This window comes from Thermonema lapsum, assembly GCF_011761635.1.
GTDB classification, from domain to species: domain Bacteria; phylum Bacteroidota; class Bacteroidia; order Cytophagales; family Thermonemataceae; genus Thermonema; species Thermonema lapsum.
In genome coordinates this window covers 1-24,215 of the sequence record NZ_JAASRN010000009.1, presented here as the reverse complement: position 1 = coordinate 24,215, position 24,215 = coordinate 1, and the positions used below count along the sequence as shown (strand labels likewise).

Below are 24,215 nucleotides of genomic sequence, written 5' to 3'. Positions count from 1 at the left end.
TCGCTTCAATCAGTACCACACACTAAACTAAAAGCAAACGGATGGCAATACTCATAGCAGACAGCGGAGGCACCAAAACGGATTGGGTGTATGTCCATGACGCACAGCAGATAAAAATAAAAACCCCCGGCTTGCATCCTTTTTATATGGACAGCACTGCCATGCAGCAGACAATAGAAGCCACTTTGTTGCCCGCTCTGGAGCCGTTGCCTTCGCCTGCAGCGATTTTTTTCTATGGGGCGGGGTGCAGCAGTCAAGAAAAGAAGCTACAAGTAACCAAAGCACTTGCTGCTGCCTTTCCAAAAGCGCATATAGAAGTGGAGCACGACATGCTGGGGGCTGCCCGTGCACTGTGGGGGCACCGCCAAGGAATTGCTGCCATTCTGGGAACGGGGGCTAATGTGTGCTTCTATGACGGACAATTCATCACGAACAACCCGCCCAGCTTGGGCTTTTGGCTGGGCGATGAGGGCAGTGGCGCTTATCTGGGGCGAGAGTGGGTAAAACATTATTTGCATGGAATGCTTCCTAATGCCCTGCAGGAAGCCTTTCGCATGCAATATGCCTTGCGTTTAGACGACGTCTTGCAGGCTGCTTATCACAGTGCGTACCCCAACCGTTATTTTGCGCAGTTTGTGCCTTTTCTTAAAGAGTATTGCACCGATGAGTATGTAGTCGCTTTTCTGCGACATGCTTTTGATTTGTTTTTTGAGCGCTACCTTTGTAAAATAGAAGATTACTATCTCTATCCGGCGGCTTTCACGGGCTCTGTAGCTTTCCATTTTCAAGAGCCTTTGCTTGCATCGGCACAATCTTTCGATGTGCAGGTGGTGCGTATAGAACAAAGCCCTTTGTCCGGCTTGTTAAAATATCATGGAGTGGTGTAAGTAAAAATATCATGAGCATAACAGAATCCCCTTCACATTACGACCATCTAGAGCAGATGAGCATCAGAGAACTGCTCGAGGGCATGAATCGCGAAGACCAAACCGTGCCTTTGGCAGTGGCGCAGGCTATCCCGCAGATAGAGGCAGCTGTTAAAGCCATTGTGCAGAAGATGAAAGCCGGCGGGCGTTTGTTTTACATTGGTGCCGGCACTAGTGGGCGTTTGGGCATTGTTGATGCTTCGGAATGCCCGCCTACCTTCGGCGTACCGCATGATTTGGTTATTGGCATCATTGCCGGCGGCGACCAAGCCATTCGCAAAGCAGTGGAGTTTGCCGAAGACGATGAGCAACAAGCCTGGAAAGACCTGCAGGCTTACGACATATCGCCGCGTGATGTAGTGGTAGGTTTGAGTGCTTCGGGGCGCACGCCCTATGTCGTAGGGGGCTTGCGTGAAGCTAAAAAAAGTGGTATAACGACCATTTGCATTACTTGCAATCCAGATACCGTTTTGGCTAAGATTGCTCAATATCCTATTGAGGTGATTGTGGGTCCCGAGTTTGTTACAGGCAGCACACGACTGAAGGCGGGCACTGCACAAAAGCTGGTGCTCAACATGATATCTACAGCTACTATGATTCAGCTGGGGCACGTGCGCGGCAACAAAATGGTGGACATGCAATTGGCTAATACGAAGCTGATAGACAGAGGATGTAAAATTATTATGGAAGAACTGGGACTTTCTTACACAGAGGCAAGAAATTTGCTCGAGCAGTACGGTAGTGTCCGTAAAGTAATTGAGAGTTTTAACGAATAAGCCCCATGAAAAAGCATATCCCCATTGCTGTCTTTTCTCTTCTGTTCGTTTGGTTGGTTGCTTGTCCGGTGTGGGCACAACAAGAACGCATAGAGCAGGTGCTGAGCTTGGGTTTGGAGGATGCCCAAAAAATTTTTGAAGCCTACAATGCCCCTTTGGGCAGAACCATTGGTTTTGCCATGAGCGATGGTTGGCACGAAACAGCACAACCCCTGAAGCGCTGGCAAACGAATTTTCGATTTGTGCAGTCTTCGGTCGTATATCCTGCTTACGAACAAAAGTACAACTTAATTGACCTGAACCTTAAAAATGCTGTGGTCATAGCGGGCGACAGCAGCGCACCTACTGCTATTGGCGAGCGCGGCGACTTGTCTATTCTACGCAATCGTTTGAATGATAGTTTGGTATTTCTACCAAAGGGCTTGGGGCTCATTTATAAGCAATATGCCTTTTTCCCTGCGGTTTATCCGCAATTTAATATAGGTTTGTTTCGCAATACAGAGCTGAGCGTGCGTTTTTTACCCAATGTAGTGCCGCTTATCACTCCTTTTGTAAGCGACATTCCCGAAAACATTAGCATGAGTTATTGGGGCGTGGGGCTCATGCATGATTTGAAACAGTGGATTCCTTCCATTGCTTTGGCACCTTTCAGCTTGTCAGTTTGGGGCAGTTATTCAAGTGCAAAAATGTCCTATCCGTTGAAATTGACTTCCTTAGGTCCCCAAGACCCTCGCAATCAGCTGCTGCGCTACGAAGTGAAAGCATATAGTTTAGGAGCGGTGGCTTCCAAAAAAATAGCTTTCTTGACAGTGTTTGGCGGACTGCAGTACGACAAAAGCATATCAACCAACCGTTTGGAAGGTACCTATAAAGTAGGCGAGGAGATAATAAGCAACCCCTTAGAACAAACCTACGAGGGGCAACGTATTGCTGGCAACTTAGGTGCTAAAATACGTTTCAAGCAAACATTTGTAATGGCAAGTGCTGTTTTTAGCCAATATACCACACTAAGCGTTGCCATTGGGTTTGGGAGTAATAACCCCTAAATACCCTTTTGTATGTTCCAAACCCAGTTAAGCGCTATCAAGCTTGTGATGACGAGCAAAACAAGTGGCTTGTGTAGCAGGCGCTCCATCGCCCTATAAAGACGGTAGGTGAAAGTGTCTTTTTTCATCAGGTCGTAAACCAAAAAAAAGGGGACAACCACAAGCCCGCTAATAGCCAGTATGCTGAATGGATTGTAGTAAAGTGCAAGCATCCAATCGCCACGCAAGGCAGCCAAGACGCCGCGAGTAGTGCCGCAACTGGGACAGGCAATGCCTAACAGACGCCGGCTCAAGCAAACACTTAGCTGCATGCTTTGGCTTCCGACCTGCCAATGCCAGCCTATCCATGCGTAAGCACTGATAAGCAGGAGACTTGTCGCTATGTAAAACTTCCTTTGCTTTTGAATACTTATCCGTTGTTTAAAGTTTTTTGGCAGTGCTTTTTTGCTTTTGTATGGTTTTGTCATTGCGATTTTTTGTAAAGAAATTTAAATCCACCCCTATGGGTATGCCAATTGTTTCTTTTTGGGCAAAGATAACCACGCAAGAGGCAACTTTAATTTAGGCAATATAGTGTACATAACAGCAAGCGCCTGGAAGATTTTTACAAAAGTTGTTCAGCCGGGATAGGCTGTCATTATTCCCGTCTATAGCATTTTCTTTTTTATACACACACACAAAAACAGCTTGGCGGAAAGTTGTGCGAATCAAAAGATTGTTCTAAATTTGGCAGTCTAAAATTGGGTACAATGGCAAAAACATCTAATAAAGACAAAGAAACCCCAAAAGGGAATGAATCTTTGGCGGAAGCATTGGTAGAAAACCCGGAGGTGGTGTTGAATGAAACCACCGATTTTTTGAAGAAAAACCGCAAACGTCTGACCATCGGGCTTGTTGCTCTTGTAGTCGTTGTAGGTGCCTTCATGGCATATCGCTATATGAAAACCACGCAGCAAGAAGATGCTTTGAATGAGTTGTTTGCTGCTGAGAAGTTTTTTGAGCTGGACTCTACGAGGTTAGTCATCGAGGGCAACGGCAACTATTTGGGGGCAGTAAAAGTAGCTGAGGAGTACCCGATGGCAGAAGTGAAAGATGCCGCGCATTTCTATGCCGGAGTGGCTTACCTCAAAGAAGGCAACTATGAGCAAGCTATTGCCGAGCTCAAGCAGTTCAAAGCCAAAGATGCCTTAGTACAAGCGCGTGCTTATGCTCTGCTGGGCGACGCATACGCCGAACTGAAGCAGTGGGACGAAGCGGTGGCAGCTTATGAAAAAGCAAGCAAACACAAGCCCAATCCTTATTTTACCCCCGTTTATTTGATGAAGCTGGCACTGGCATACGAACAGCAAGAAAACTGGGCAAAGGCAGTAGAAACTTATGACATTATCGTTAAGCGTTTCCCCAATGCCCAAGTAGTAAATGAAGCTAAGAAATACAAGGCGCGTGCAGAGCAACTGAGCTCTACGCCGTCTAAATAAAGCACGCATTCAATCGTTCGAAAACATACAGATGGGTAGAGCCTTCGGACTCTACCTTTTTTTGTTGAATCTCATACCTATTTCGAAAATATATGGCTACACAGCTGAAAAACCTAAGTGAATACAGTCAAAAAAACATCGGAGACATCAGCGGCAAACGTTTTGCTATTGTGGTTGCCGAGTGGAACGAGCAAGTAACCAGCAAGCTGCTGGAAGGAGCTTACCAAACGCTTTGCAAGCACGGTGCCAAAGAAGAAAACATTGTGGTGAAGAGCGTGCCCGGCAGCTATGAGCTGAGCTTAGGCGCGCAGTGGATGGCTCAGCGCCCTGATATCGACGCCGTCATATGCTTGGGCTGCATCATTCAAGGCGAAACCCGCCATTTCGACTTTATAGCACAAGCCGTAGCTATAGGACTTACCGAAGTGAGCTTGAAATGGAATAAGCCAGTGGTCTTTGGGGTGCTTACCCCCGACACCTTACAACAAGCCTTGGACCGCGCGGGCGGGAAACACGGAAACAAAGGCGACGAGGCTGCCATCGCGGCTATTAAAATGTTGGGATTTGAAGCAGGCAAATAAGCATTGGGCAATGCTCGATTTTTCACAGTACTAAATAAAATACACGGCTATGAAAGTATTGAAATTTGGAGGTACCTCGGTGGGCAGTGCCGAGCGCATGCGTTCGGTAGCTTCTATCGTTGCCCAAGAGCAAAAACCGGTCATGGTGGTGCTTTCGGCGATGTCGGGCGTTACCAATCATTTGGTAGAGCTGAGCAACGCACTCAAAGCTGGACATCTGGGCGCTGCCCGTCGCTTGCTTTCCGAAATAGAGGAGAAGCACAACAACACAGCTAAGGATTTGCTTGCTGGCAACTCGGCGCTTTTGCAAGAAGCCCTTGACTATGTTGCCGGTACTGTGCAGCTGATTACATCTTCTTTTGCCATGCCTTGGAGTATGGAGCTGGAGAAAATCCTGCTTGCACAAGGCGAATTGCTTTCTACGCACCTCTTCTATTTCTATACCCGCACACTTGACTGGGACAGTCGTCTGTTGTCGGCTCTTTCTTTTATGCGTATTGACGAGTACAACGAGCCCGACCTCAACTACATCCGTCGCCAGCTGTTGTCCTTGCTCGAAGACCACCCGGCACAGGTGTATATTACACAAGGTTATATTTGCCGCAACGCACAAGACCAAATAGACAACCTGCGCCGCGGTGGAAGCGACTATACCGCTTCTTTGGTTGGTGCCGCCATCGGAGCAGAAGAAATACAAATATGGACAGACATAGACGGTATGCACAACAACGACCCCCGCATTGTGCCCAATACCTTCCCGCTGCGTAAACTCTCTTTTGACGAAGCTGCCGAGCTGGCTTACTTTGGTGCCAAAATATTGCACCCGGCAAGTATTTTGCCTGCACAGCGCTATAAAATACCCGTCCGCTTGCTCAACACCATGCAGCCTACGGCGCCCGGTACGCTCATTACCGATGAGTCGGTTGAGCGAGACATTAAAGCCATTGCTGCCAAAGACGACATCATTGCCATCAAAATCAAATCGAGCCGCATGCTCTTGGCTTATGGTTTCCTGCGGCGTGTCTTTGAAGTATTTGAGCGCTACCGTACCCCCATTGACATGATTACCACTTCCGAAGTGGCTGTGTCTTTAACCATCGACAACGATACGCATTTGGATGAGATAGTAAAAGAACTGCAAGGCTTTGGACATGTGGAAGTGGACAAAGGGCAAACCATTATTTGCATTGTGGGAAACTTTGTCGCCGATAAGCCGGGCGTGGGCGTGGGCATTTTCGAAGCTCTGCGCAACATACCTTTACGTATGATTTCCTATGGAGGCAGTCCGCACAATATTTCCCTTTTGCTTGACACCCGCTATAAGAAAGAAGCGCTCTTGGCACTCAATGAGCGTTTGTTTAATACAGAACCTGCCCGGATATGAAACTTTATTGCCTGCGCCATACAACCATAGCAGACAAGTACAAGTCTTTGTGTTACGGGCAGAAAGACGTGCCTTTGGAGGAAACTCTCTTTGAAAAAGAATTGAAGAGCTTGCAGGCTTGGCTGCCTGCAGCTTTCGATGTGTTGCTCTACAGCCCCTTGCAGCGTTGTGCTCGCTTGGCAGAACGCTTGCCTGCTCGTCAAAAAATGGCAATACCCGCTTTGAAAGAGCTTTCTTTTGGCGAGTGGGAGGGGGTCTCTTGGAATGACATTCCCGAAGAAGCACTTACGGCATGGATGCAAGACTATGTGCACCGGCAGCCGCCCGGTGGTGAAAGCTACAAACAATTGTGCGAGCGTCTGCATACGGTCATAGATTATACCCTCGAGCTCAAGCAAGAAACTGTGGCATGGGTTACTCATGCCGGCTGCATGCGTGCCTTGCTGCATTTGCTGCTGCAAATACCTCTGCCTTTGACTTTCTTCACCAACTTGAACACCCCGGCAGTAGTCGTCTTTGAATGTAAGGACGGTGATTGGTTTCTTGACTGCTGGAATCCGCCTTTATAGCTTTCGTTTGCCTTTGTAAATATGAAGGCGTTGCGTTACTTTTGGCAAAAGCCTATGTTTCATTTCTAAACCTGTAAAGTGCTATGTCTGGAGTTATCCCTTGGCAAACAGTCAAAGAGTACGAAGATATTACCTATAAGAAGTGCAACGGTGTGGCGCGCATTGCTTTTAACCGCCCTAATGTGCGAAATGCTTTCCGCCCAAAGACTGTTTTTGAGCTTTACGATGCGCTCTTGGATGCACGCGAAGACACATCCATTGGCGTGGTGCTGCTTACCGGCGAAGGTCCTGCCGACGATGGCGTATATGCTTTCTGCAGTGGTGGAGACCAGCGGGTGAGAGGCAAAGAAGGGTATGTAGATGACAACGGCATGCCCCGGCTCAATATTCTGGAAGTGCAGCGTTTGATTCGTTTTATGCCCAAAGTGGTGATTGCCGTGGTGCCCGGATGGGCAGTAGGCGGCGGGCACAGTCTGCATGTGGTTTGTGACCTGACCATTGCCAGTAAAGAGCATGCCATCTTTAAACAAACCGATGCCGACGTAACCAGCTTTGACGGAGGTTATGGCTCTGCTTATTTGGCACGCATGGTAGGGCAGAAGAGGGCGCGTGAAATATTCTTCTTGGGGCGTAACTATTCGGCACAAGAAGCCTACGAAATGGGCATGGTGAATGCAGTAGTGCCTCATGACCAACTCGAACAGGTGGCTTATGAGTGGGCACAAGAGATATTGAAGAAAAGCCGCATTTCTATTCGCATGTTGAAGTTTGCTTTCAACTTGGTAGATGACGGTTTGGTAGGGCAGCAGGTCTTTGCCGGTGAGGCTACGCGCTTGGCTTATATGACAGAAGAAGCCAAAGAAGGACGTGATGCCTTCCTTGAAAAGCGCAAGCCCAACTTTGACCAGTTCCCTTGGATACCTTAAAAAAAGGAGGCTAAGCAAAAAAGCAAAGAGCAGTGTTTTTTCAAGCACTGCTCTCTTTTTTTGTTGTCAGAGAACTGCTAATAAGAAAGCAACATATCTTTTGAGGCTCAGGCTAACTTTTCGTCAATCCAACTGCCAAGAGCGCAAGCTACGCAAGGCGTCGTAGTCGGTCATGTCGAACTTGCAAGGAACAATAGACACATAGCCGTGTTCCAGTGCCCAAACGTCGGTATCGTCGCCGGTATCTTCGTTGATAAAGTCGCCTATGAGCCAGAAATAACGCCTCCCTGTGGGGTCATAACGCTCGTCGAAGTTTTCTTGCCAGCGGGCTTTGGCTTGTCGGCACCAACGGATGCCTTTGAGCGGTGCATGCTTGCTATGCGGAAAGTTTACATTCAGCGCTACATGCTTGGGAATTCCTTGCTCCAGCGCCTGACGCACTATCTTGCGAATCCAGTCAAAGGTGTGGCTGAAGTCGGCTTCATGCGAGTAGTCGCACAAAGAGAAGCCGATGGCAGGCAGCCCTTCGATGGCAGCTTCAATAGCTGCCGACATGGTGCCCGAATAAAGCACACTGACCGACGAGTTGCTGCCATGATTGATACCGCTCACTACTAAATCCGGTGTGCGGTCTTTCAGTACATAATGCTTGGCAAGCTTTACACAATCGGCTGGAGTGCCAGAGCATTCGTAGGCAAGCAAACCATCAAAAATATTTACTTTTTCGAGGCGCAGGGTGTCGCCCACAGTGATGGCGTGCCCCATGCCCGACTGCGGGCTGTCGGGAGCAACCACTACTACTTCGCCAAACTCACGCATCAGACTTACCAAGTGATGCAGCCCGGGGGCTGCTATGCCGTCGTCGTTGGAGACTAAAATTAAAGGACGTTTAAAACTCATTGATTTATCGTATGGCTTGGTTATAGTAATTCACTATTTTGATGAGGTCGGCAATGTCATCAGGATTTAGTTTGTTCTGCTTGATGAAATGATTGAGGCGCTCATCCATGCCCGGTAGAAAACGAGACAGCTCTTTTTTGTCGTTATAGAGGCGTATTTCACCATTTTCATATAAAAAGAAAGGCTCGAAGCGAGGGCGCCGCACGGCTACCGTTGGTCCTATGATGTAGGGACTGGTGGCAGTTACCATCTGGGTTACCAAGCGTTCGCGCGCCAAGAGGGTAACATAATTACCACTGGTCAACACCTCAAAAATAGTGGGACTTTTGTAGTTGCTGCTTGGATTTTTGGCATAAGGCAAGACTATAAACGGGCGTTTGCGCTTGTAGTAATCATCAAAAAACTCAAAATAAAGGATTTGCCGGGCACTGAAGGTTTGTACTATCCCTTCGTTTGTACTTAGCTGTACCACATCGTTTTCAAGGTTATAGCGCAGCTTGCCACGCAGTGTGTCTCCGTCATTATGAATCAAAAAACCTTGGTGCCAATGCTCTTCGGCAAAATAGTACTGAGCAGCTGCCTGAAAGGCGCTCAATAGCCCTATGCATGCCCAGAGCCCCACCCAAAGCTTATAAAGTTTTATTTTCTTCACTAAGAATTTCATGACCTAATTTGTCTCTTTTGGTCTGTAAGTACTTTTCATTGTGTGGATTGGGGGCTATTTCTATGGGTACACGCTCTACAATTTCCAAGCCATAGCCCATCAGACCGGCACGTTTTTTCGGGTTGTTCGAGATGAGCCGAATTTTATGTACCCCCAAGTCGCGCAAGATTTGGGCTCCTACGCCATAATCGCGTTGGTCGGGTTTAAAGCCTAAGTATTCATTGGCTTCTACGGTATCCAAACCTTGCTCTTGCAGTTTATACGCTTTTAGTTTGTTGAGTAAGCCAATGCCGCGTCCTTCTTGGTTCATGTACAAAATCACGCCTTTGCCTTCTTTTTCTACCATTTCCATAGCACGGTGCAGCTGAGGACCGCAGTCGCAGCGGCACGAGCCGAAAATATCGCCGGTTATGCAAGATGAGTGCACTCGTACCAATACGGGTTCGTCGGCTTCCCAGCGTCCTTTGATAAGTGCCAGGTGTAGGTCGCCAGTATCTACTTGACGATAAGCTATCAGGTCGAAATTGCCCCACTGCGTGGGTAGCTCCACACCTATTTCCCGCTTGATGAGCGAGTCTTTTTGCAGCCTGTAGGCTATCAGGTCTTGGATAGATACCAGCTTCATGCCAAACTTGTCGGCTATTTTACGCAGGTCGGGCAGACGTGCCATGCTGCCGTCGTCGTTCATGACTTCTATAAGTACACCGGCAGGGCGCAAACCTGCTAAACGAGCCAAGTCAACAGCGGCTTCGGTATGACCGGCACGGCGCAGCACGCCCCCATCGCGCGCTTTGAGTGGGTTGATGTGCCCCGGACGCCCAAAGTCCTCGGCTTTCATTTTGGGGTCGGCTAATGCGCGTATGGTCATAGCACGGTCATAAGCCGATACGCCGGTGGTACAGCCGTAGCCCAGCAGGTCAACCGTTACGGTAAAGGCAGTTTGATTGGGTGCAGTGCTTTTGCCTACCATCAAATCCAAATTCAACTCTTTACACCGCTCTTCGGTAAGTGCCACACACAAAACACCACGTCCCTCCTTAATCATGAAGTTCACCATCTCGGGGGTAACTTTTTCGGCTGCGCAAATAAAATCTCCCTCATTTTCACGGTCTTCGTCGTCCACTACTATGACTATTTCGCCACGTGCAATGGCTTCGATAGCCTCTTCTATGCTATCCAAACGAATGTTTTCTGCTTGTTCCATAGTAATCAAAGGTATGATTGGCAATTGTAAAACACCCAAAAAGGTTGTATAGTTTGAGAAAAAACTGCACCTTAGCCGTAAACTAATGCAAAGATACGCTTTTTATGGAAGCAATACACGCAACGACCGTCTTGGCTGTGAAGCACAACGGAAGTATAGCCATCGGCGCCGACGGGCAGGCTACTTTGGGTAATACTGTGCTCAAGTCGCATGTGAAAAAGGTGCGTAAGCTGCAAGAAGGGAAGGTGGTGGTTGGTTTTGCAGGCTCTACTGCCGATGCTTTTACTTTATTGGAGCGCTTTGAGGAAAAACTCAACAAGTACGGGGGTATCATGGAGCGGGCAGCCCTTGAATTGGCAAAAGATTGGCGTACCGACCGTTTTTTGCGTCGCCTTGAAGCCATGATGATTGCCATTTCAAAAGATGACATTTTAATTATTTCGGGTACGGGCGATGTGTTGCGCCCCGACGAAGAGGTGGCTGCCATCGGTTCGGGCAGTATGTATGCCCAGTCGGCGGCATTGGCACTGAAACGCCATGCCCCGCATCTGACCGCTCGCGAGATGGTCGAGGAGTCCTTACGTATAGCAGCGGATATTTGCATTTACACCAATCACAATTTTACTATAGAGGAACTTTCTGCATAAAAACATAGAACTATGGGAGAGATTAACAGCTTATTCTGGATTATTCTTCTGTTGATATCCTTTCAGCCGGTAATTAGCCGTAAGCTGCTGGAATCGGCGCGAGTTCGTTTTCTTGCTCGCCTTGAGCGCAAACGCAATTCGAAGGTCATTCTGCTTATCCATCGTCAGGAGAGCATGAGTTTTTTGGGCTTTCCGGTGGTGAAATTCATCTCGATGGAAGATTCCGAAGAGGTGTTGCGAGCACTGGAAATTACCCCTCCCGATAGGGACATAGATTTGGTACTGCACACACCCGGTGGGTTGGTGTTGGCAGCCACACAGATAGCGCGTGCCATCAGCCGGCGCAAAGGCAAGGTACGTGTGATAGTACCCCACTATGCCATGAGTGGCGGCACGCTCATTGCGTTGGCTGCTGATGAAATCATTATGTCGCCCAATGCTGTCTTGGGACCGTTAGACCCTCAATTGGGGGAATACCCTGCGCCGTCGCTCATACGTCTGAAGGCTATGAAAGATATCAATCAAATTGATGACAAGATGCTGATTTATGCCGATGTGGCAGAAAAGGCAACGGCACAACTGCAAGAAACCATCCGTGAGCTGCTTATTAAGAACTACCCCAGAGAAAAAGCAGATGAGTTGGCAAAGGTGTTGACAGAAGGTACTTGGACCCACGATTATCCTATCAACTTTGCCAAGGCACAGGCTTTGGGCTTGCGTGTGAGCGACCAGATTCCGGTGGAATTCATGCAATTGATGACGCTATATCCTCAGCCACTGCGTACGCGCAATGTAGAGTATTTGGAGCCGGTGCACAACAATCCTTTTTAAGCGGGGCAGGAAGAAAGAACGATACATAAACGTAAGCCGGTGCTTTCTTTACGAAAGCCCGGCTTTGCTTTTTTTAGCGGCTGATGAAGAGCAAAAGCCCATAGCCGATGACCATCAGCCAATCTTCATTACCGCTAAGGGCAGGAATGCGCACCCAGTCTTGTGCACAAGCCAAGCCTAAGCCAAAGACAAGGATGCTCATCAGCCGTAATAAGTTGCGTGTGTTTTTGTTCATAATGGTGTTTTTTTACTGAGTTTAAAAGCTATTTTCCACATTTTAAAAATAGAAAAAACAAAAAAGAGAGCTCAGAAAAGCCCTCTTTTTTTACGTATTTTCAGGAAAAGTAGCGAGCTTAACCGTTCATGGACAGCAAGAACTCACGGTTGTCCATGGTGCCACGCATGCGTTCCAGCAGAAACTCCATCGCTTCTACCGAGGTCATGTCGCTCATGTATTTGCGTAGTATCCATACCCGGTTGAGTTCTTCCTTGTCCATGAGCAGGTCTTCGCGGCGTGTGCCCGACGCCGGTATGTCTATTGCCGGGTAGATGCGACGATTGGCAAGTTTGCGGTCAAGCTGCAGTTCCATGTTGCCTGTGCCTTTGAATTCCTCAAAAATGACCTCGTCCATCTTAGAGCCGGTGTCAATGAGGGCGGTAGCTATGATGGTCAACGAGCCTCCGTTTTCCACATTGCGGGCGGCACCAAAGAAACGTTTCGGTTTGTGCAGCGCATTGGCATCGACCCCACCGGATAGAATCTTGCCAGACGAAGGGATGACGGTGTTGTAGGCACGCGCCAGACGGGTGATGGAGTCAAGTAAAATCACCACATCATGCCCACATTCTACCATGCGCTTGGCTTTTTCAAGCACAATTGAAGAGACTTTCACATGACGCTCAGCGGGTTCGTCGAAGGTTGAAGAAATGACCTCAGCACGTACGCTGCGTATCATGTCAGTTACTTCTTCGGGGCGCTCGTCAATGAGCAGTACAATTAAATATACTTCCGGATGGTTTTCGGCAATGGCGTTGGCTATTTGTTTAAGCAATACGGTTTTACCTGTTTTGGGCTGTGCCACTATTAAGCCGCGCTGTCCTTTGCCTATGGGGGCAAAGAGGTCCAGCAGACGGGTGGAGTAGAGGTTCGGCTTGGTGCTCAATTTCAGGCGTTCTTGCGGGAACAGCGGGGTGAGGTGCTCAAAAGCGATGCGGTCCCGTATTTCGTCGGTGCTTCGCCCGTTGACGCTGTTTATGCGCAGCAAAGCGAAATATTTTTCGCCGTCTTTTGGTGGACGTACCGGTCCTACCACGGTATCGCCGGTTTTCAGCCCAAATAGGCGTATTTGCGAGTGCGATACATACACGTCGTCTGGGCTGGGCAGGTAATTATAGTCTGCCGAGCGCAAGAAACCGTAACCTTCGGGTTGTATTTCTAAGACACCGGTGCATTCTACAATGCCTTCAAAGTCTTTGATGAGCTTGCGATAATAGCGCCGGTCTTTGACTGGTTCGGTGGGTTGGTTTGCTGTTTCGGTAGGCGAGGAGGTTTCTTTCTGTGTGTCTTGAGGCTGAGCTACAGGTGATGTATCTTCTTTCTTTTCGGGTGTTTCTTCTTCTTTTACCTCTTGGACACCATCGTTCTTGTCATATTTCTCTTGTAGGGTTTCTTCTTTTTCTCTCTCTTGGGCAGATGCCTCTTGCGTTGCTTCTGTTGTAGTTTCTACCACATTGGTTCTTTTGCGCAGGCGCCTTTTCTTTTCCTCGCTTTGGGTGCTTTTTTCTTGTTGCTCTTCGCTGTTGTTGCTGCTTTCCTCGTTGGTGTTGTCGGCGCCTTCTTTCACATTCTGACGTTTAAGCCGTGTTCTTCTTGTCGAGGTGCCGTTCTCTTTTTGAGTTTCGGGCTCTTCTTGCTTGGTAGCAGGCGGTTCGGTAGGTGTTTCTTTTGCAGGGGTAAGTCGGTAGAGTTCTTCTTCGGGAAGTACGGCTTGCTGGTCTAATATTTTGTAGATGAGCTCTTGCTTAGAGAGCTTCCTGTAATTGGAGAGCTTGAGTTGCTCGGCGATTTCCCTTAACTCAGAAAGCAACTTAATTTTTAAGTCTTCGATGGTGTACATACAGATTGGTTCATTTTTACTTTTCCTGAAATTCAAAAAATCCTTGTTTACTGCTGGTTTCGGTTCGAAACAAAGCCTGTGTTTTTTTGGGTTAAACAGAAGAAAAGCTATGAAAGCGAATGTCAAGACCGTTTGGTATCATATCGTATCGCGCTCGTCGTCTCTTGTGTACGAGCTGCAGTTTTTAAGTTTTGTGGTGCTTGTTGGCTTGTAAAATAGAGATTGTGAGTTGCAGGTGCCCGCAAATATAAAAAAGAAACAACGCCGGCAAAGCTTTCACCTTGGAAAATTTCACGCCTTTCTGCTGGCGAATTTAGCAAAAATGAATATTACGGACAAATAAACTACTTGAATCCTAATCATTTTTTTAATTTGCCGCAAGTTTTGTCGAAACAACATTAAGAAGCTTATGCTAACTATACAGCAAATAAGAGAAGAAAAAGAGCGAGTAGTTGTAGGCTTGCAAAAAAAGCGTATTGCGAATGCCGAGCAGTTGCTTGATGAGGTGCTTCGTTGCGATGCCGAACGTCGTCAGATACAAAAGCAGCACGATGATGTGCTTTCTGAGTCGAACCGAGTTGCCAAGTCTATTGGGCAGCTGATGCAAACTGGACAAAAGGAAGAAGCAGAGAAAGCCAAAGCACAAGCCAAACAGTTGAAAGAAGAAGCGCAACGCTTAGGAGAAGCCCTGCGCGAAGCCGAAAGAAGACTACAGCAACTGCTGGCTACCATTCCGAACGTGCCTCATGAGAGCGTTCCAGAAGGGGCATCTGCCGAAGACAACGAAATAGTGGAACAAAAGGGCGAAATCCCTGTGCTTCCCGAAAATGCATTGCCTCACTGGGAGCTTATCGTCAAATACGACATTATAGACTTTGAAACGGGCAGCAAAGTAACGGGCAGTGGCTTCCCCTTCTACAAAGGGAAAGGGGCAAAACTGCAGCGCGCTCTGTTGAATTTCTTCTTAGACCGTGCCGTAGAAGCCGGCTACACAGAGGTGCAACCGCCCGTTTTGGTCAATGAAGCTTCGGCATTTGGCACCGGGCAATTGCCCGATAAAGACGGACAAATGTACTACATCGAGCGCGACAAGCTGTATGTCATACCGACTGCCGAAGTGCCTATCACCAACATGTATCGCGACATGATTCTCAACGAAGACCAACTGCCCATTAAGCATGTGGGTTATACGCCTTGTTTTCGTCGTGAGGCAGGTACTTGGGGTGCCGATGTGCGTGGTTTGAACCGCCTGCACCAATTCGACAAGGTGGAAATCGTGCAAATCCGTAAGCCTGAAGAGTCCTACGAGGCACTCGAAGAGATGCGCCGCTATGTGCAGTCGCTTTTGGAAGCGCTGGAGCTGCCCTATCGGGTAGTCAAACTGTGTGGGGGAGATATGAGTTTTACTTCGGCGCTCACTTACGATATGGAAGTATTTGCAGCAGGTCAGAAAAAATGGCTGGAAGTGAGTTCGGTAAGTAACTTCGAATCCTATCAAGCGGCGCGCATGATGCTTCGTTATCGCACAGAGAACAAGAAAACCGAACTGCTGCATACTTTGAACGGGAGTGCTTTGGCATTTCCGCGTATAGTGGCAGCCCTCTTGGAAAACAACCAAACGCCGGAAGGAATACGCATACCCAAAGCGCTGCAGCCTTATACTGGATTCGATATTATCAACTAAACAAGGCGAAGCATCGTCAAGCCACAAGCAGCCACTAATATTTTCGAGGAGTGGCTGCTTGCTTTTTTATTATTTCAACAAATCGCGAAGTGCCTCTTCCAAATTGGTAAATTCATATTCGAAGCCGCTTTGTAGCAATTTTTCATTGCTCACACGGTTGCCGCCCAGCACCACGTTTGCCATTTCGCCCAGCAGCGTTTTCAACACAAAAGCGGGTACGCTGGGCAACCACAAGGGACGCCCCAGCACACGGGCAATGGCTCGTGTCATCTCTGCATTGGTTACCGGCTTGCCCTCTACGGCATTGAACACGCCTTCCATGGAGTTTTCCAAAACGTACATAAACAGGCGGCAAAGATCGCGTATGTGTATCCAAGAAAGGTATTGCTTGCCACTACCCAGCGGTGCGCCTACAAACCAACGCACCGGACGTGCCAGTTGGGGCAATGCGCCCCCCTCATTGCTTAGCACAATGCCAATACGCAGCGCCGCAGTAGGCACCAGTTCGCCTATGCGAAAGATTTCCTTTTCCCATGCCACCACCACCTGCGACAAAAAGTCGTTGCCCGGCGGGCTGTCTTCATGCAGAAGGCGGTCGCCGGTATCGAAGCCATAATAGCCCACCGCCGAAGCTGATACAAAGTGTTTCACACGGTGAGGATAGCTTTTCAAGGCTTCATATAGCAAAGCAGTGCTGCGGGTGCGACTCTCCAGAATCACTCGCTTACGCTCGGCAGTCCAAGGCTTGTCGGCAATGCCGGCACCTGCCAGATGAATGATATAATCACTTTCTTTTATCGCATTGGGGTCTATTTCCTCTTTTTCAACATTCCAGAGGTAGGTCTTGGCATGGGGCAGGGTTACCGGGCGCTGGCTCAATACAGCTATGCGATAAGGCATCTGTTCCTCTATGATTAAGCGGCGTAGATAAGAACCAACCAGACCAGTACCCCCGGTAATGAGTATTTGAGGTTTAGGATTCATCGAACAAACTGTTTTGCGCAGTAGGAGGTACTACACCCAAGTGTTTGTAAGCCAATGGGGTTGCCTGCCTTCCGCGTGCTGTGCGCTTGATATAACCCTCTTGTATAAGGAATGGTTCGTAAACTTCTTCGATAGTTTCGGCATCTTCGCCGCAGGCGGTGGCTATGGTGGAAATCCCTACCGGTCCCCCTTTGAATTTGTGAACAATGGTGGATAGGATTTTATTGTCCATCTCATCGAGCCCATTTTTATCTACATTCAGTGCCTGAAGTGCCATTTCAGCAATGGGCAAGGTAATAACGCCTTTGCCTTTTACTTGGGCAAAGTCTCGTGTGCGGCGCAGCAAGTTGTTGGCAATGCGTGGGGTGCCTCGGCTGCGACGGGCTATTTCCAGGGCAGCAGCTTCTTCTATGGGAATGTCCAACAAGCGTGCCGAGCGCATCACTATTTTTTGAAGGGTGGAGGCGTCGTAGTAGTTGAGGCGAGCAGTGATGCCAAAACGAGCACGCAGAGGCGAAGTGAGCAAGCCGGAGCGGGTGGTGGCGCCAATCAAAGTGAAGGGGTTGAGGCTGATTTGCACACTGCGTGCATTGGGACCCGTGTCCAACATAATATCGATGCAGTAATCTTCCATAGCAGAGTATAAATACTCCTCCACTACCGGGCTGAGGCGGTGAATTTCATCGATAAATAGTACGTCGTGGGGGTTCAGCTTGGTGAGCAAGCCGGCAAGGTCGCTGGGTTTGTCAAGCACTGGACCGGATGTAATGGTGAGATTTACCCCCAACTCATTGCTAATGATATTGGCTAAGGTGGTTTTGCCTAAGCCCGGCGGTCCATGAAGCAGCACATGGTCGAGCGCTTCACCTCGCTGCAAAGCAGCTTGCACAAATACACGCAGGTTTTCCACTATTTGGGGTTGCCCGGTAAAGTCTTCGAAGCTAAGCGGGCGCAAGGCGCGCTCTATTTCCAAATCCTTCGTGGACAGGTGCTCTTTCTCTGCCCTCAACAAATCATTTCTTCCCATAAGTCTTGTTGGTCAGCTACTCAAAGATACAAATTTATGGCTGCATTGAGCAGAAAGTGTAAATTTGCATCGCATCGCGAAGCATTGTGTTTATGAACCCCAGAGCGAAAAACATCCTCTATTCCCTCATCTTGCTGATTGCCATTGTGGGTGTTTACCATTACCGTGCCTACAAGAAAGAGCAACAACAGCTCGATGAAATACAGAACCTCTCTTCCGGTTGGTTTGAGTTGCGTGGAGCTGCACAAGGCACCACTTATCAAATCAAATATTACGATTCTTTGAAGCGGGACTTTCAACCTGCCATCGACTCCTTACTGCGGCAGTTTGACCTGGCATTGTCAACTTATGTACCTGCCTCGGAAATAAGCCGCTTCAATATCCTTGATTCTGGACGGCTATGCTATGAGTCGCCGTATTTTCTGCCGGTATTGCGCAAAAGCCAAGAGGTATATGAAGCTACGGCAGGGGCATTTGACCCTACCATTGCTCCTTTGGTGCGTGCTTATGGTTTTGCTCCGGGTGCTCCGCCCGAGCCACCAGCTGCTCCTGTGCTCGACTCCCTGCGCCGCTTGGTGGGCTTTTTCAATATAGGCTTCGATGATTCGTGTGTATGGAAAAAACGCAGCTTCGTGCAGCTCGATTTCAATGCCATAGCACAAGGTTACAGTGTAGATGTGCTGGCAGATTACCTGTTAGCGCAAGGAGTGCGCCATTTTATGATTGAGTTGGGAGGGGAGTTGCGTTGTGCCGGAAAAAATAAAGATGGAGAGCACTGGCGTATTGGCATCAAAGACCCCGTGCAGGCAGAAAAAGGCAAAAACGTAGCCTATGCCATCGTAGCACTTGACAACGAAGGCTTGGCTACTTCGGGGAACTATGAAAAGTTTTACATAAAGAACGGAAAAAAATATACACATACCATCGACCCGCTTACCGCCAAGCCTGTAAACCACAGTTTGTTGAGCGCTACGGTCATAGCCCCCGACGCCATGACTGCCGACGCTTATGCTACTGCTTTTATGGTGGTGGGCTTGGAGAAAGCGCGTCGTTTGTTGGAGCTTCACCCTGAATTGAAAGCCTATCTTATTTATGATGACCGGGGCACCTTGAAAGCCTTTGTATCGCCTGCTTTGAGGCAGCGTATTGTAGAAGTAAAACAAGAAAGCAAATAGACGCATGCAACTATCGAAAGAGTGGTATAAAGAATGGTTCAATACCCCTTTTTACCATATACTCTATAAACATCGCGACGAGCAGGAAGCCCGTGAGTTTATCCATAACTTGGCAAAAAAACTGCATTTTACTGCAGGGCAAAAAGCCCTGGACTTAGCTTGTGGGCGTGGACGTCATGCCCTGCATCTGTGGAATGAGGGCTTGGATGTGCTGGGGGTGGACCTTTCCAGACAAAACATTGCCTATGCCAAACAGCTGGAACGCCCTCGTTTGTGCTTTGCCGTTCACGATATGCGCTTGCCTTATGACTTCGAAGCTTTCGACTATGTGTTTAATCTCTTTACAAGTTTTGGCTATTTTGAATCGGACGATGAAAATTATCGCGTGGTGGATGCCATAGCCAAGAAGTTGAAACCGGGAGGGCAGGCTGTCATCGACTTTTTGAATCCGGTTTATGTTATGGCTCACCTCAAAGAGGAAGAAGAGAAACACGAAGAAGGCATTACCTTTTTCATTCGTCGATTGATTGACAATGGTTTTGTGGTAAAATGTATCCGTTTTCACTATGAAGGGCAAGACTTTGAGTTCTTCGAGCGGGTGCGCCTATTTTACCTCGATGACTTCCAGCAATTTTTCCGTAAAGCCGGCTTAAGTCTTCAAAACGTATGGGGCGACTATGCGCTTTCTGATTACGAAGAGAAAAGCTCGCCGCGCATGGTTATGCACCTGAAAAAATAGTTGGCATAAATATTGCCGCAGAACAAGAAAAAGCGTATTTTGTACGCAATATATTGTTATACATGCTTCTTTATTGCTTTTCATGGCTTGCCATAACGAAAAAGACACGCTGACTTCCCCCCAATGGATACTCGATGCTGAGCGTCTGGCTGCCTTCTATGAATCGCTGCTTGCGCTCAAAAAGAAGCATTTAGCCTGCCAATATCCCGGCAAGTCGGAACAAATGAAAGCACCTATGGTTGTAGGGGATTATCATCGCGGGATGGATAGTATCTTATTCATAAGCCCTGATGGTGGCGGCAAATGGCAAGAAGCCGGCAAATGGCAGCTCGATAAAAAACAACTGCTGATAGGCAAAGATTCTTTGCCTATAAAAGCTATCAGCTCGGAGAAGTTTTTTGCTATTTGGAATTCTCTTCCCAAGCAAAAAAACAGCAGGCAGTAAAATTAATTCTCTTGTCCTTCCGTTAACTTATTCAATACAAACTTTCAATTTTAATTTCAAGATTTATGAGAAAATCACTTTTGTACATGTTCTTTTTGCTGGCATCACTTTTCTTTACTGCCTGCAAGCCTTCTGACCCCAAAACCTTGATTTCTTCGCATACATGGACTTTCGATGCCGAAGCTATGAAGGAAGAAATGCTGAAGAACGTAACAGAAGAGGAAAAGCAAATAATGGAAAGCATGTGGCCCATGATGGTACAAACCATAAAAACTTACCGTATCTCTTACAATGCCGATGGAACCTATGAAGTAAAAGCCCCCATGGGCAAAGAAGAAGGCACTTGGGAGTTGGTGGGCGACAATGTGTTGCGCCAAACCGCTTCAATAGAAGGGGCAAAGGCGTTGGAACCCTTGGACTTTACCATTGAGGAAATCAATGCAAACAAGTTGGTGCTGGCAAGAGAAGCAGAACAAGGGAAAAAGATTCGTATGGTGCTGGTGCCTGCTTCCAGTAGCGAAACAGAACAGAATGCCGAATAATAAAACTTTGACTTGACAAATAACAAATACAATGAGAACAGTAAGTAAAGTAGCCGTAGTGTTGATGCTCGCTCTTGCCGGACTAAGCAGTTTCACACTTGACAATCCCCGCAAGTATTTGATTAAAAAGTGGATGATTGACAAAGAGTGGCTTAGCCAAAGGTTAGATGAGCAAATAGCAAAACTTGCCAAAGAAGACCCCGAGCAAGCTGAACAGATTAAAGCCCAAAAGGAACTTATGCTTCAGATTTTGGGCGTTATGACTATAAATTTCCGGGCAGACGGGACCGGTGAAACTACCTCTATACAAGGTGTGGTGGAGTTTGAGTGGACTCTTTCCAAAGACGGCACTCAGCTGACATTAAAAGATAAAGGAGCAAGCGACGCAGGCGAGACCATTCCGGTGAAAATCTCGGAAAATCGCTTGGTAATGGGCAATGACGACGATAGCATCGTTTTCATTCCCTATCGAGGAGAGGAATAAAACGCAGCAAAAAAGCTAAAATAGTAGCATGTAAGGGCAGGAGGCATTCAAAGCTTCCTTGCCTTTATTTTTTGAACCAAATAGCGGCGCCAAGTGCCTTTTAAGTAATTATATTTTAAGGTGCTGCGCAAAGCAAGCCACCAATAAGCATTCATTTCTACAGCAAAGGAAGGCTGCATATAACAGTTGATGGCACATCCTTTGCATGCATTGAGGCGTCCTTCTAAAGCTACCCATTTTTGTACTTCCGGGCTGTTGTACAAATCGAATAAATTGTTCCGGATAGGGAAGCGTGCGGCACTCAAATGATAACAGGGGACAATCAACTCATTGTCGGGTGAAATAACCAAAGTGCTGCTGCCAGCTTTGCATACAGGGCGCTGTGGGTCATTCCCCCCCTGTTCACGCAATTTTAAAAAAGCCTCATTCAGATATACCCACGGTTTTTTAGCCCATTTGCGAAGGAGCATCAGGCTTTCTTTGCTGAGCGCCTCGCCTACGTCGTTGTAGTGAAACACTGGGTTGATGATTAACACCAAACGATGAGGAAGGCATATCTTTTCCCAGATACTTTGAATGTGTTGAATGTTGTGATTCGTTGCCGTGAATAGAATATCGGGTCTTTCACCTAACTCAAGAGCTATCTCTATAGAACGCATCACATGGTCGAAGCAATGCACACCGCGGATGGCATTGTGTGTGTCTGCATCGGCGCCATCCAGCGAAAAGTGGAGCATATCTATTTTCCCGCGCAGTGCTTCGGCATACTTCGGGTAAAGCAAAGCGTTGGTAGTAACGGTAGTAATGAACCCCAGCTTTTGTGCATACTCCAGAAAGACGGGCAGTTCGCGGTGTAAGAGTGGCTCACCGCCAGTGAAATCGATGATTTCAACTCCCAACCGCCGGGCATCTTTTAGGTTCTTAAATACAGCTTCGCGCTGCACGTAGGGCGAGGGACGCTCCCATATATCGCAAAAACTGCAACGTGCATTGCAACGATAAGTAAGGTAGTAATTACACAAAACCGGGTGACGTACAAGTCTCATAGGCTACCGTCCAATGAACAGCCAATTTACGAAACTGACAAAAACTCAGCTTGGGTAATCCCTATTTTGTGCCCAATTGATTCAACAGGTTGTATAAATCAAAACTAAGTGCTCTTAATGTAAAAAGGCATGTCTTGAGCCTTTTGCCTTCTTCAGTCTTTTTACTTCTTCAGAGAGACAATCCCTTCCGACAACTTATATATTTGGCAGAAATAATAGGAATGCCCAATGTTCACTATGAAGTCCCATCACATGGAGCGACATAAAGTCAAAAAATGTGTTGACTGACTTCCCTACGAATGCATCGGTCTTTTCAAAATCTTCATTTTTGTCTTCCAACCAGTAATAGACAATCATGGAAGTGTCTAAAGTAAAAAAATCGCAGACACAGGCGTCCATGTTTAAAAGCGGAAAGCCTCTAAGCAGGCTTTGAGATAAATCTTGTATTTCAAATAAACTTTACTATTGGCATTCAATGCTTTTTCAAAGAAATAAAAGGAGCGAAAAGGTTATCGTATAGGCGCTGACCTTTTCGCGAAGAGACACAAGCTGCCAGCAGTAAAATGAGATTATAGTTGCATTTCTTTGCTTTTGATATGAATAGCCAGCTCCTCCAAAAAGCGGTCTATGAACCCTTGTCGCACGTGAGGCATTACTACAATTTTCCACCATTTAGGTGCCCGCTGATAGCTGTCGGCTACCAGAAAATATTTTTGAGCCAAGGCGACGGGCACGTACTCTGCTCTGATAGCTACTATGTTAATATTGGGGTGTCTGTAATATTTCACACCCAGTTCATCCAAAGAAGCACAAAGGTCATCGGTGCGGTATAGTAGCTCCTCCATTTTTGCTTTCCATCCTTCCGAGCCATAGCGGCGTAGTATCATCCATACAGCCACAGCATTGGCACCCGAGCGGCTGCCACAAAGCGTATAATCCAAGCCCGGAATATACTGCGCTTGTGGGGTTACCACATAATCAAAATAACCTTTACGAATCATGAAAATTCCTGTGCCATAAGGGGCTTGCAGCATCTTGTGTCCGTCAGTGGCAATAGAAGTAACATGAGGGTTTTTGAAAGAATACAAAGGGTCGCGGTTCACAAAAGGAAATATAAAACCACCAAAGGCACCATCTATATGTAATTTAAACGGCAGCTTGTGTTTTACAAAAAAGTCTGTGTACACATTCACGGGATCTACCGAACCAAACATGGTAGTGGAAAGGTTCGAAATGATGATAAAGTAGCGAACCCCTTGCTCATTAGCCTCTGTTATCTTGGCTTCCAAAGCCTCTTGCTGAATCAACCGGCTACTTTCCTCTACTGGAATAATAATAGAGGGCAATCCTAAAAGGTTGGCTGCTTTGGGAATGGAGTAGTGAGTGTCATCCGAATAAACAACCCCAATTTCGTGAGGTGCAGCACCAAACTCTTTCTGAAAATAATTACGGTAAATCCACACAGCTTGTATATTGGCTTCAGTTCCGCCACTGGCTATATAGCCATCCTGTTGTTTGGGTTCCCCTTGAAACACCTGTTCCGATACAATTTCTATTAGCTCCCGTTCAATAGCTTGAGTCCCTTTGAATATCTTCAGCGACCGCCCATTGTCGAGTGTATGTACTCCTATATGATTAGGATTGGCTATCAAGGTTTGCATAAAAGGGGCATTCTCGAGGAAAGGTGCATCGGGGTAGAACTCCTCCTCATCTAAATAGGTAGCTGGTACACCCAATATCGGATATTCGTTATAATTGATGTTCTCCTTGAGCGCTTGCAGTATGCGCTCTTTGATACGATGGTGTGTATATCTTTCCCAATACATGGTAAATGTCGATTTGTTTTTGCACGGCAAAATAAAGCTTTTTAAAGGAAAGTCCGATGAGTAAAGTCATTGATGTGTATGTTTAATGTTTTGATTTACAGTTAATTGTAGATTTACCAAAAAATTTTTTCTTTCAAACTCTTGCACAGAATATTGAGGCATTCTACCTTTGCAGTCGCAAATGAGGGGAAGGGGGCAGCAGCAGGCAGCCCGG

At 47.3% G+C, this 24,215-nt stretch carries 27 protein-coding genes; 16 read left to right on the top strand and 11 right to left on the bottom strand.

What is annotated here, in order from left to right:
• Positions 1 to 41: 41 nt before the first annotated feature.
• From FHS56_RS11835 to FHS56_RS11825, 3 genes are read left to right on the top strand one after another with little or no spacing between them, the layout of a single operon-like run.
• Entirely contained in the window at positions 42 to 887 is an 846-nt protein-coding gene (locus FHS56_RS11835) for an N-acetylglucosamine kinase (RefSeq protein WP_166921118.1), read from the top strand.
• A gap of 11 nt (positions 888 to 898) precedes the next feature.
• On the top strand, positions 899 to 1,702 hold the full coding sequence (murQ, locus tag FHS56_RS11830) for an N-acetylmuramic acid 6-phosphate etherase (protein ID WP_166921115.1): 804 nt from the start codon (positions 899 to 901) through the stop codon (positions 1,700 to 1,702).
• 5 nt (positions 1,703 to 1,707) lie between these two features.
• A complete protein-coding gene (locus tag FHS56_RS11825; protein WP_166921113.1) occupies positions 1,708 to 2,748 on the top strand; it encodes a DUF6588 family protein in 1,041 nt (346 codons plus the stop codon).
• Here FHS56_RS11825 and FHS56_RS11820 read toward each other — a convergent pair.
• Positions 2,745 to 3,215, bottom strand: a complete 471-nt coding sequence (locus FHS56_RS11820; RefSeq protein WP_166921110.1) for a DUF2752 domain-containing protein — start codon at positions 3,213 to 3,215, stop codon at positions 2,745 to 2,747. The two genes, FHS56_RS11825 and FHS56_RS11820, sit on opposite strands and share 4 nt — an antisense overlap.
• A 282-nt stretch (positions 3,216 to 3,497) precedes the next feature.
• On the opposite strand from FHS56_RS11820, the gene FHS56_RS11815 reads away from it, so the two are divergent.
• The 5 genes from FHS56_RS11815 to FHS56_RS11795 all read left to right on the top strand — a co-directional run bounded on the left by FHS56_RS11815 (position 3,498) and on the right by FHS56_RS11795 (position 7,686).
• The gene (locus FHS56_RS11815) at positions 3,498 to 4,226 is read left to right on the top strand and encodes a tetratricopeptide repeat protein (protein ID WP_166921108.1); all 729 of its coding nucleotides are present in this window, start codon (positions 3,498 to 3,500) and stop codon (positions 4,224 to 4,226) included.
• A gap of 92 nt (positions 4,227 to 4,318) precedes the next feature.
• Positions 4,319 to 4,807, top strand: coding sequence for a 6,7-dimethyl-8-ribityllumazine synthase (gene ribH, locus FHS56_RS11810; protein WP_166921106.1), 489 nt, complete (start codon positions 4,319 to 4,321; stop codon positions 4,805 to 4,807).
• 49 nt (positions 4,808 to 4,856) lie between these two features.
• Positions 4,857 to 6,191, top strand: coding sequence for an aspartate kinase (locus FHS56_RS11805; protein WP_166921103.1), 1,335 nt, complete (start codon positions 4,857 to 4,859; stop codon positions 6,189 to 6,191).
• Positions 6,188 to 6,760, top strand: coding sequence for a histidine phosphatase family protein (locus FHS56_RS11800; RefSeq protein ID WP_166921101.1), 573 nt, complete (start codon positions 6,188 to 6,190; stop codon positions 6,758 to 6,760). Before FHS56_RS11805 ends, FHS56_RS11800 begins: the two co-directional genes overlap by 4 nt.
• A gap of 83 nt (positions 6,761 to 6,843) precedes the next feature.
• On the top strand, positions 6,844 to 7,686 hold the full coding sequence (locus FHS56_RS11795) for a 1,4-dihydroxy-2-naphthoyl-CoA synthase (protein WP_208409689.1): 843 nt from the start codon (positions 6,844 to 6,846) through the stop codon (positions 7,684 to 7,686).
• A gap of 123 nt (positions 7,687 to 7,809) precedes the next feature.
• On the opposite strand, the gene surE is transcribed toward FHS56_RS11795, so the two are convergent.
• The 3 genes from surE to FHS56_RS11780 are packed head-to-tail and all read right to left on the bottom strand — an operon-like array spanning position 7,810 to position 10,454.
• Positions 7,810 to 8,586, bottom strand: a complete 777-nt coding sequence (gene surE / locus FHS56_RS11790) for a 5'/3'-nucleotidase SurE (protein WP_166921098.1) — start codon at positions 8,584 to 8,586, stop codon at positions 7,810 to 7,812.
• A 4-nt stretch (positions 8,587 to 8,590) separates the two neighbouring features.
• Positions 8,591 to 9,250: a hypothetical protein gene (locus FHS56_RS11785; RefSeq protein WP_166921096.1), complete on the bottom strand. Its 660-nt coding sequence runs from the start codon at positions 9,248 to 9,250 to the stop codon at positions 8,591 to 8,593.
• Entirely contained in the window at positions 9,216 to 10,454 is a 1,239-nt protein-coding gene (locus tag FHS56_RS11780; RefSeq protein ID WP_166921094.1) for a bifunctional 3,4-dihydroxy-2-butanone-4-phosphate synthase/GTP cyclohydrolase II, read from the bottom strand. Before FHS56_RS11780 ends, FHS56_RS11785 begins: the two co-directional genes overlap by 35 nt.
• Before the next feature lie 104 nt (positions 10,455 to 10,558).
• Between FHS56_RS11780 and hslV the strand changes: the two genes are divergently transcribed.
• Entirely contained in the window at positions 10,559 to 11,101 is a 543-nt protein-coding gene (hslV, locus tag FHS56_RS11775; RefSeq protein WP_166921092.1) for an ATP-dependent protease subunit HslV, read from the top strand.
• A gap of 12 nt (positions 11,102 to 11,113) precedes the next feature.
• Entirely contained in the window at positions 11,114 to 11,932 is an 819-nt protein-coding gene (locus FHS56_RS11770) for an SDH family Clp fold serine proteinase (protein WP_166921090.1), read from the top strand.
• Between the two features lie 73 nt (positions 11,933 to 12,005).
• Here the strand turns inward: FHS56_RS11770 and FHS56_RS11765 are convergent, their stop codons facing one another.
• On the bottom strand, positions 12,006 to 12,167 hold the full coding sequence (locus tag FHS56_RS11765; RefSeq protein ID WP_166921088.1) for a hypothetical protein: 162 nt from the start codon (positions 12,165 to 12,167) through the stop codon (positions 12,006 to 12,008).
• 118 nt (positions 12,168 to 12,285) lie between these two features.
• Positions 12,286 to 14,049, bottom strand: coding sequence for a transcription termination factor Rho (gene rho, locus FHS56_RS11760; protein WP_166921086.1), 1,764 nt, complete (start codon positions 14,047 to 14,049; stop codon positions 12,286 to 12,288).
• A 409-nt stretch (positions 14,050 to 14,458) separates the two neighbouring features.
• On the opposite strand from rho, the gene serS reads away from it, so the two are divergent.
• The gene (serS, locus tag FHS56_RS11755) at positions 14,459 to 15,733 is read left to right on the top strand and encodes a serine--tRNA ligase (protein WP_166921084.1); all 1,275 of its coding nucleotides are present in this window, start codon (positions 14,459 to 14,461) and stop codon (positions 15,731 to 15,733) included.
• 69 nt (positions 15,734 to 15,802) lie between these two features.
• Here serS and FHS56_RS11750 read toward each other — a convergent pair whose 3' ends face one another.
• Complete coding sequence (locus FHS56_RS11750; protein ID WP_166921082.1) at positions 15,803 to 16,717, bottom strand: TIGR01777 family oxidoreductase; 915 nt, start codon at positions 16,715 to 16,717, stop codon at positions 15,803 to 15,805.
• Positions 16,707 to 17,744: a Holliday junction branch migration DNA helicase RuvB gene (gene ruvB / locus FHS56_RS11745; protein WP_166921080.1), complete on the bottom strand. Its 1,038-nt coding sequence runs from the start codon at positions 17,742 to 17,744 to the stop codon at positions 16,707 to 16,709. The genes FHS56_RS11750 and ruvB overlap by 11 nt, the downstream gene beginning before the upstream one ends.
• A gap of 92 nt (positions 17,745 to 17,836) precedes the next feature.
• On the opposite strand from ruvB, the gene FHS56_RS11740 reads away from it, so the two are divergent.
• The 5 genes from FHS56_RS11740 to FHS56_RS11720 all read left to right on the top strand — a co-directional run bounded on the left by FHS56_RS11740 (position 17,837) and on the right by FHS56_RS11720 (position 21,129).
• Entirely contained in the window at positions 17,837 to 18,919 is a 1,083-nt protein-coding gene (locus FHS56_RS11740; RefSeq protein ID WP_166921078.1) for an FAD:protein FMN transferase, read from the top strand.
• A gap of 4 nt (positions 18,920 to 18,923) precedes the next feature.
• The gene (locus FHS56_RS11735) at positions 18,924 to 19,658 is read left to right on the top strand and encodes a class I SAM-dependent methyltransferase (RefSeq protein ID WP_166921076.1); all 735 of its coding nucleotides are present in this window, start codon (positions 18,924 to 18,926) and stop codon (positions 19,656 to 19,658) included.
• An 82-nt stretch (positions 19,659 to 19,740) separates the two neighbouring features.
• Entirely contained in the window at positions 19,741 to 20,103 is a 363-nt protein-coding gene (locus FHS56_RS11730) for a hypothetical protein (protein WP_166921074.1), read from the top strand.
• Positions 20,104 to 20,168: 65 nt separating this feature from the next.
• On the top strand, positions 20,169 to 20,645 hold the full coding sequence (locus tag FHS56_RS11725) for a hypothetical protein (protein ID WP_166921072.1): 477 nt from the start codon (positions 20,169 to 20,171) through the stop codon (positions 20,643 to 20,645).
• Between the two features lie 31 nt (positions 20,646 to 20,676).
• Entirely contained in the window at positions 20,677 to 21,129 is a 453-nt protein-coding gene (locus tag FHS56_RS11720) for a hypothetical protein (RefSeq protein ID WP_166921070.1), read from the top strand.
• A 47-nt stretch (positions 21,130 to 21,176) separates the two neighbouring features.
• Here FHS56_RS11720 and FHS56_RS11715 read toward each other — a convergent pair whose 3' ends face one another.
• From FHS56_RS11715 to FHS56_RS11705, 3 genes are all read right to left on the bottom strand, one after another.
• Positions 21,177 to 22,175 carry a radical SAM protein gene (locus tag FHS56_RS11715; protein ID WP_166921068.1) on the bottom strand — a complete coding sequence of 333 codons (999 nt, stop codon included), beginning with the start codon at positions 22,173 to 22,175 and terminating at the stop codon, positions 21,177 to 21,179.
• A 195-nt stretch (positions 22,176 to 22,370) separates the two neighbouring features.
• Positions 22,371 to 22,574, bottom strand: coding sequence for a hypothetical protein (locus FHS56_RS12090; RefSeq protein WP_394352670.1), 204 nt, complete (start codon positions 22,572 to 22,574; stop codon positions 22,371 to 22,373).
• Positions 22,575 to 22,744: 170 nt separating this feature from the next.
• Positions 22,745 to 24,001, bottom strand: coding sequence for a pyridoxal phosphate-dependent decarboxylase family protein (locus FHS56_RS11705; RefSeq protein WP_166921064.1), 1,257 nt, complete (start codon positions 23,999 to 24,001; stop codon positions 22,745 to 22,747).
• Between the last annotated feature and the right edge of the window lie 214 nt (positions 24,002 to 24,215).

What these genes read in the sequence shown, in the direction of transcription:
- ribH (WP_166921106.1), top strand. Translation starts at nt 4,319, where the DNA reads ATGGCTACACAGCTGAAAAACCTAAGTGAATACAGTCAAAAAAACATC.
- FHS56_RS11765 (WP_166921088.1), bottom strand. Translation starts at nt 12,167, where the DNA reads ATGAACAAAAACACACGCAACTTATTACGGCTGATGAGCATCCTTGTC.
- FHS56_RS11800 (WP_166921101.1), top strand. Translation starts at nt 6,188, where the DNA reads ATGAAACTTTATTGCCTGCGCCATACAACCATAGCAGACAAGTACAAG.
- rho (WP_166921086.1), bottom strand. Translation starts at nt 14,049, where the DNA reads ATGTACACCATCGAAGACTTAAAAATTAAGTTGCTTTCTGAGTTAAGG.
- surE (WP_166921098.1), bottom strand. Translation starts at nt 8,586, where the DNA reads ATGAGTTTTAAACGTCCTTTAATTTTAGTCTCCAACGACGACGGCATA.
- serS (WP_166921084.1), top strand. Translation starts at nt 14,459, where the DNA reads ATGCTAACTATACAGCAAATAAGAGAAGAAAAAGAGCGAGTAGTTGTA.
- FHS56_RS11750 (WP_166921082.1), bottom strand. Translation starts at nt 16,717, where the DNA reads ATGAATCCTAAACCTCAAATACTCATTACCGGGGGTACTGGTCTGGTT.
- FHS56_RS11740 (WP_166921078.1), top strand. Translation starts at nt 17,837, where the DNA reads ATGAACCCCAGAGCGAAAAACATCCTCTATTCCCTCATCTTGCTGATT.
- FHS56_RS11835 (WP_166921118.1), top strand. Translation starts at nt 42, where the DNA reads ATGGCAATACTCATAGCAGACAGCGGAGGCACCAAAACGGATTGGGTG.
- FHS56_RS11820 (WP_166921110.1), bottom strand. Translation starts at nt 3,215, where the DNA reads ATGACAAAACCATACAAAAGCAAAAAAGCACTGCCAAAAAACTTTAAA.
- FHS56_RS11715 (WP_166921068.1), bottom strand. Translation starts at nt 22,175, where the DNA reads ATGAGACTTGTACGTCACCCGGTTTTGTGTAATTACTACCTTACTTAT.
- FHS56_RS11720 (WP_166921070.1), top strand. Translation starts at nt 20,677, where the DNA reads ATGAGAACAGTAAGTAAAGTAGCCGTAGTGTTGATGCTCGCTCTTGCC.
- FHS56_RS11780 (WP_166921094.1), bottom strand. Translation starts at nt 10,454, where the DNA reads ATGGAACAAGCAGAAAACATTCGTTTGGATAGCATAGAAGAGGCTATC.
- FHS56_RS11805 (WP_166921103.1), top strand. Translation starts at nt 4,857, where the DNA reads ATGAAAGTATTGAAATTTGGAGGTACCTCGGTGGGCAGTGCCGAGCGC.
- ruvB (WP_166921080.1), bottom strand. Translation starts at nt 17,744, where the DNA reads ATGGGAAGAAATGATTTGTTGAGGGCAGAGAAAGAGCACCTGTCCACG.
- FHS56_RS11815 (WP_166921108.1), top strand. Translation starts at nt 3,498, where the DNA reads ATGGCAAAAACATCTAATAAAGACAAAGAAACCCCAAAAGGGAATGAA.
- FHS56_RS12090 (WP_394352670.1), bottom strand. Translation starts at nt 22,574, where the DNA reads ATGGACGCCTGTGTCTGCGATTTTTTTACTTTAGACACTTCCATGATT.
- FHS56_RS11730 (WP_166921074.1), top strand. Translation starts at nt 19,741, where the DNA reads ATGGCTTGCCATAACGAAAAAGACACGCTGACTTCCCCCCAATGGATA.
- hslV (WP_166921092.1), top strand. Translation starts at nt 10,559, where the DNA reads ATGGAAGCAATACACGCAACGACCGTCTTGGCTGTGAAGCACAACGGA.
- FHS56_RS11785 (WP_166921096.1), bottom strand. Translation starts at nt 9,250, where the DNA reads ATGAAATTCTTAGTGAAGAAAATAAAACTTTATAAGCTTTGGGTGGGG.
- FHS56_RS11795 (WP_208409689.1), top strand. Translation starts at nt 6,844, where the DNA reads ATGTCTGGAGTTATCCCTTGGCAAACAGTCAAAGAGTACGAAGATATT.
- FHS56_RS11770 (WP_166921090.1), top strand. Translation starts at nt 11,114, where the DNA reads ATGGGAGAGATTAACAGCTTATTCTGGATTATTCTTCTGTTGATATCC.
- FHS56_RS11825 (WP_166921113.1), top strand. Translation starts at nt 1,708, where the DNA reads ATGAAAAAGCATATCCCCATTGCTGTCTTTTCTCTTCTGTTCGTTTGG.
- FHS56_RS11705 (WP_166921064.1), bottom strand. Translation starts at nt 24,001, where the DNA reads ATGTATTGGGAAAGATATACACACCATCGTATCAAAGAGCGCATACTG.
- murQ (WP_166921115.1), top strand. Translation starts at nt 899, where the DNA reads ATGAGCATAACAGAATCCCCTTCACATTACGACCATCTAGAGCAGATG.
- FHS56_RS11725 (WP_166921072.1), top strand. Translation starts at nt 20,169, where the DNA reads ATGAGAAAATCACTTTTGTACATGTTCTTTTTGCTGGCATCACTTTTC.
- FHS56_RS11735 (WP_166921076.1), top strand. Translation starts at nt 18,924, where the DNA reads ATGCAACTATCGAAAGAGTGGTATAAAGAATGGTTCAATACCCCTTTT.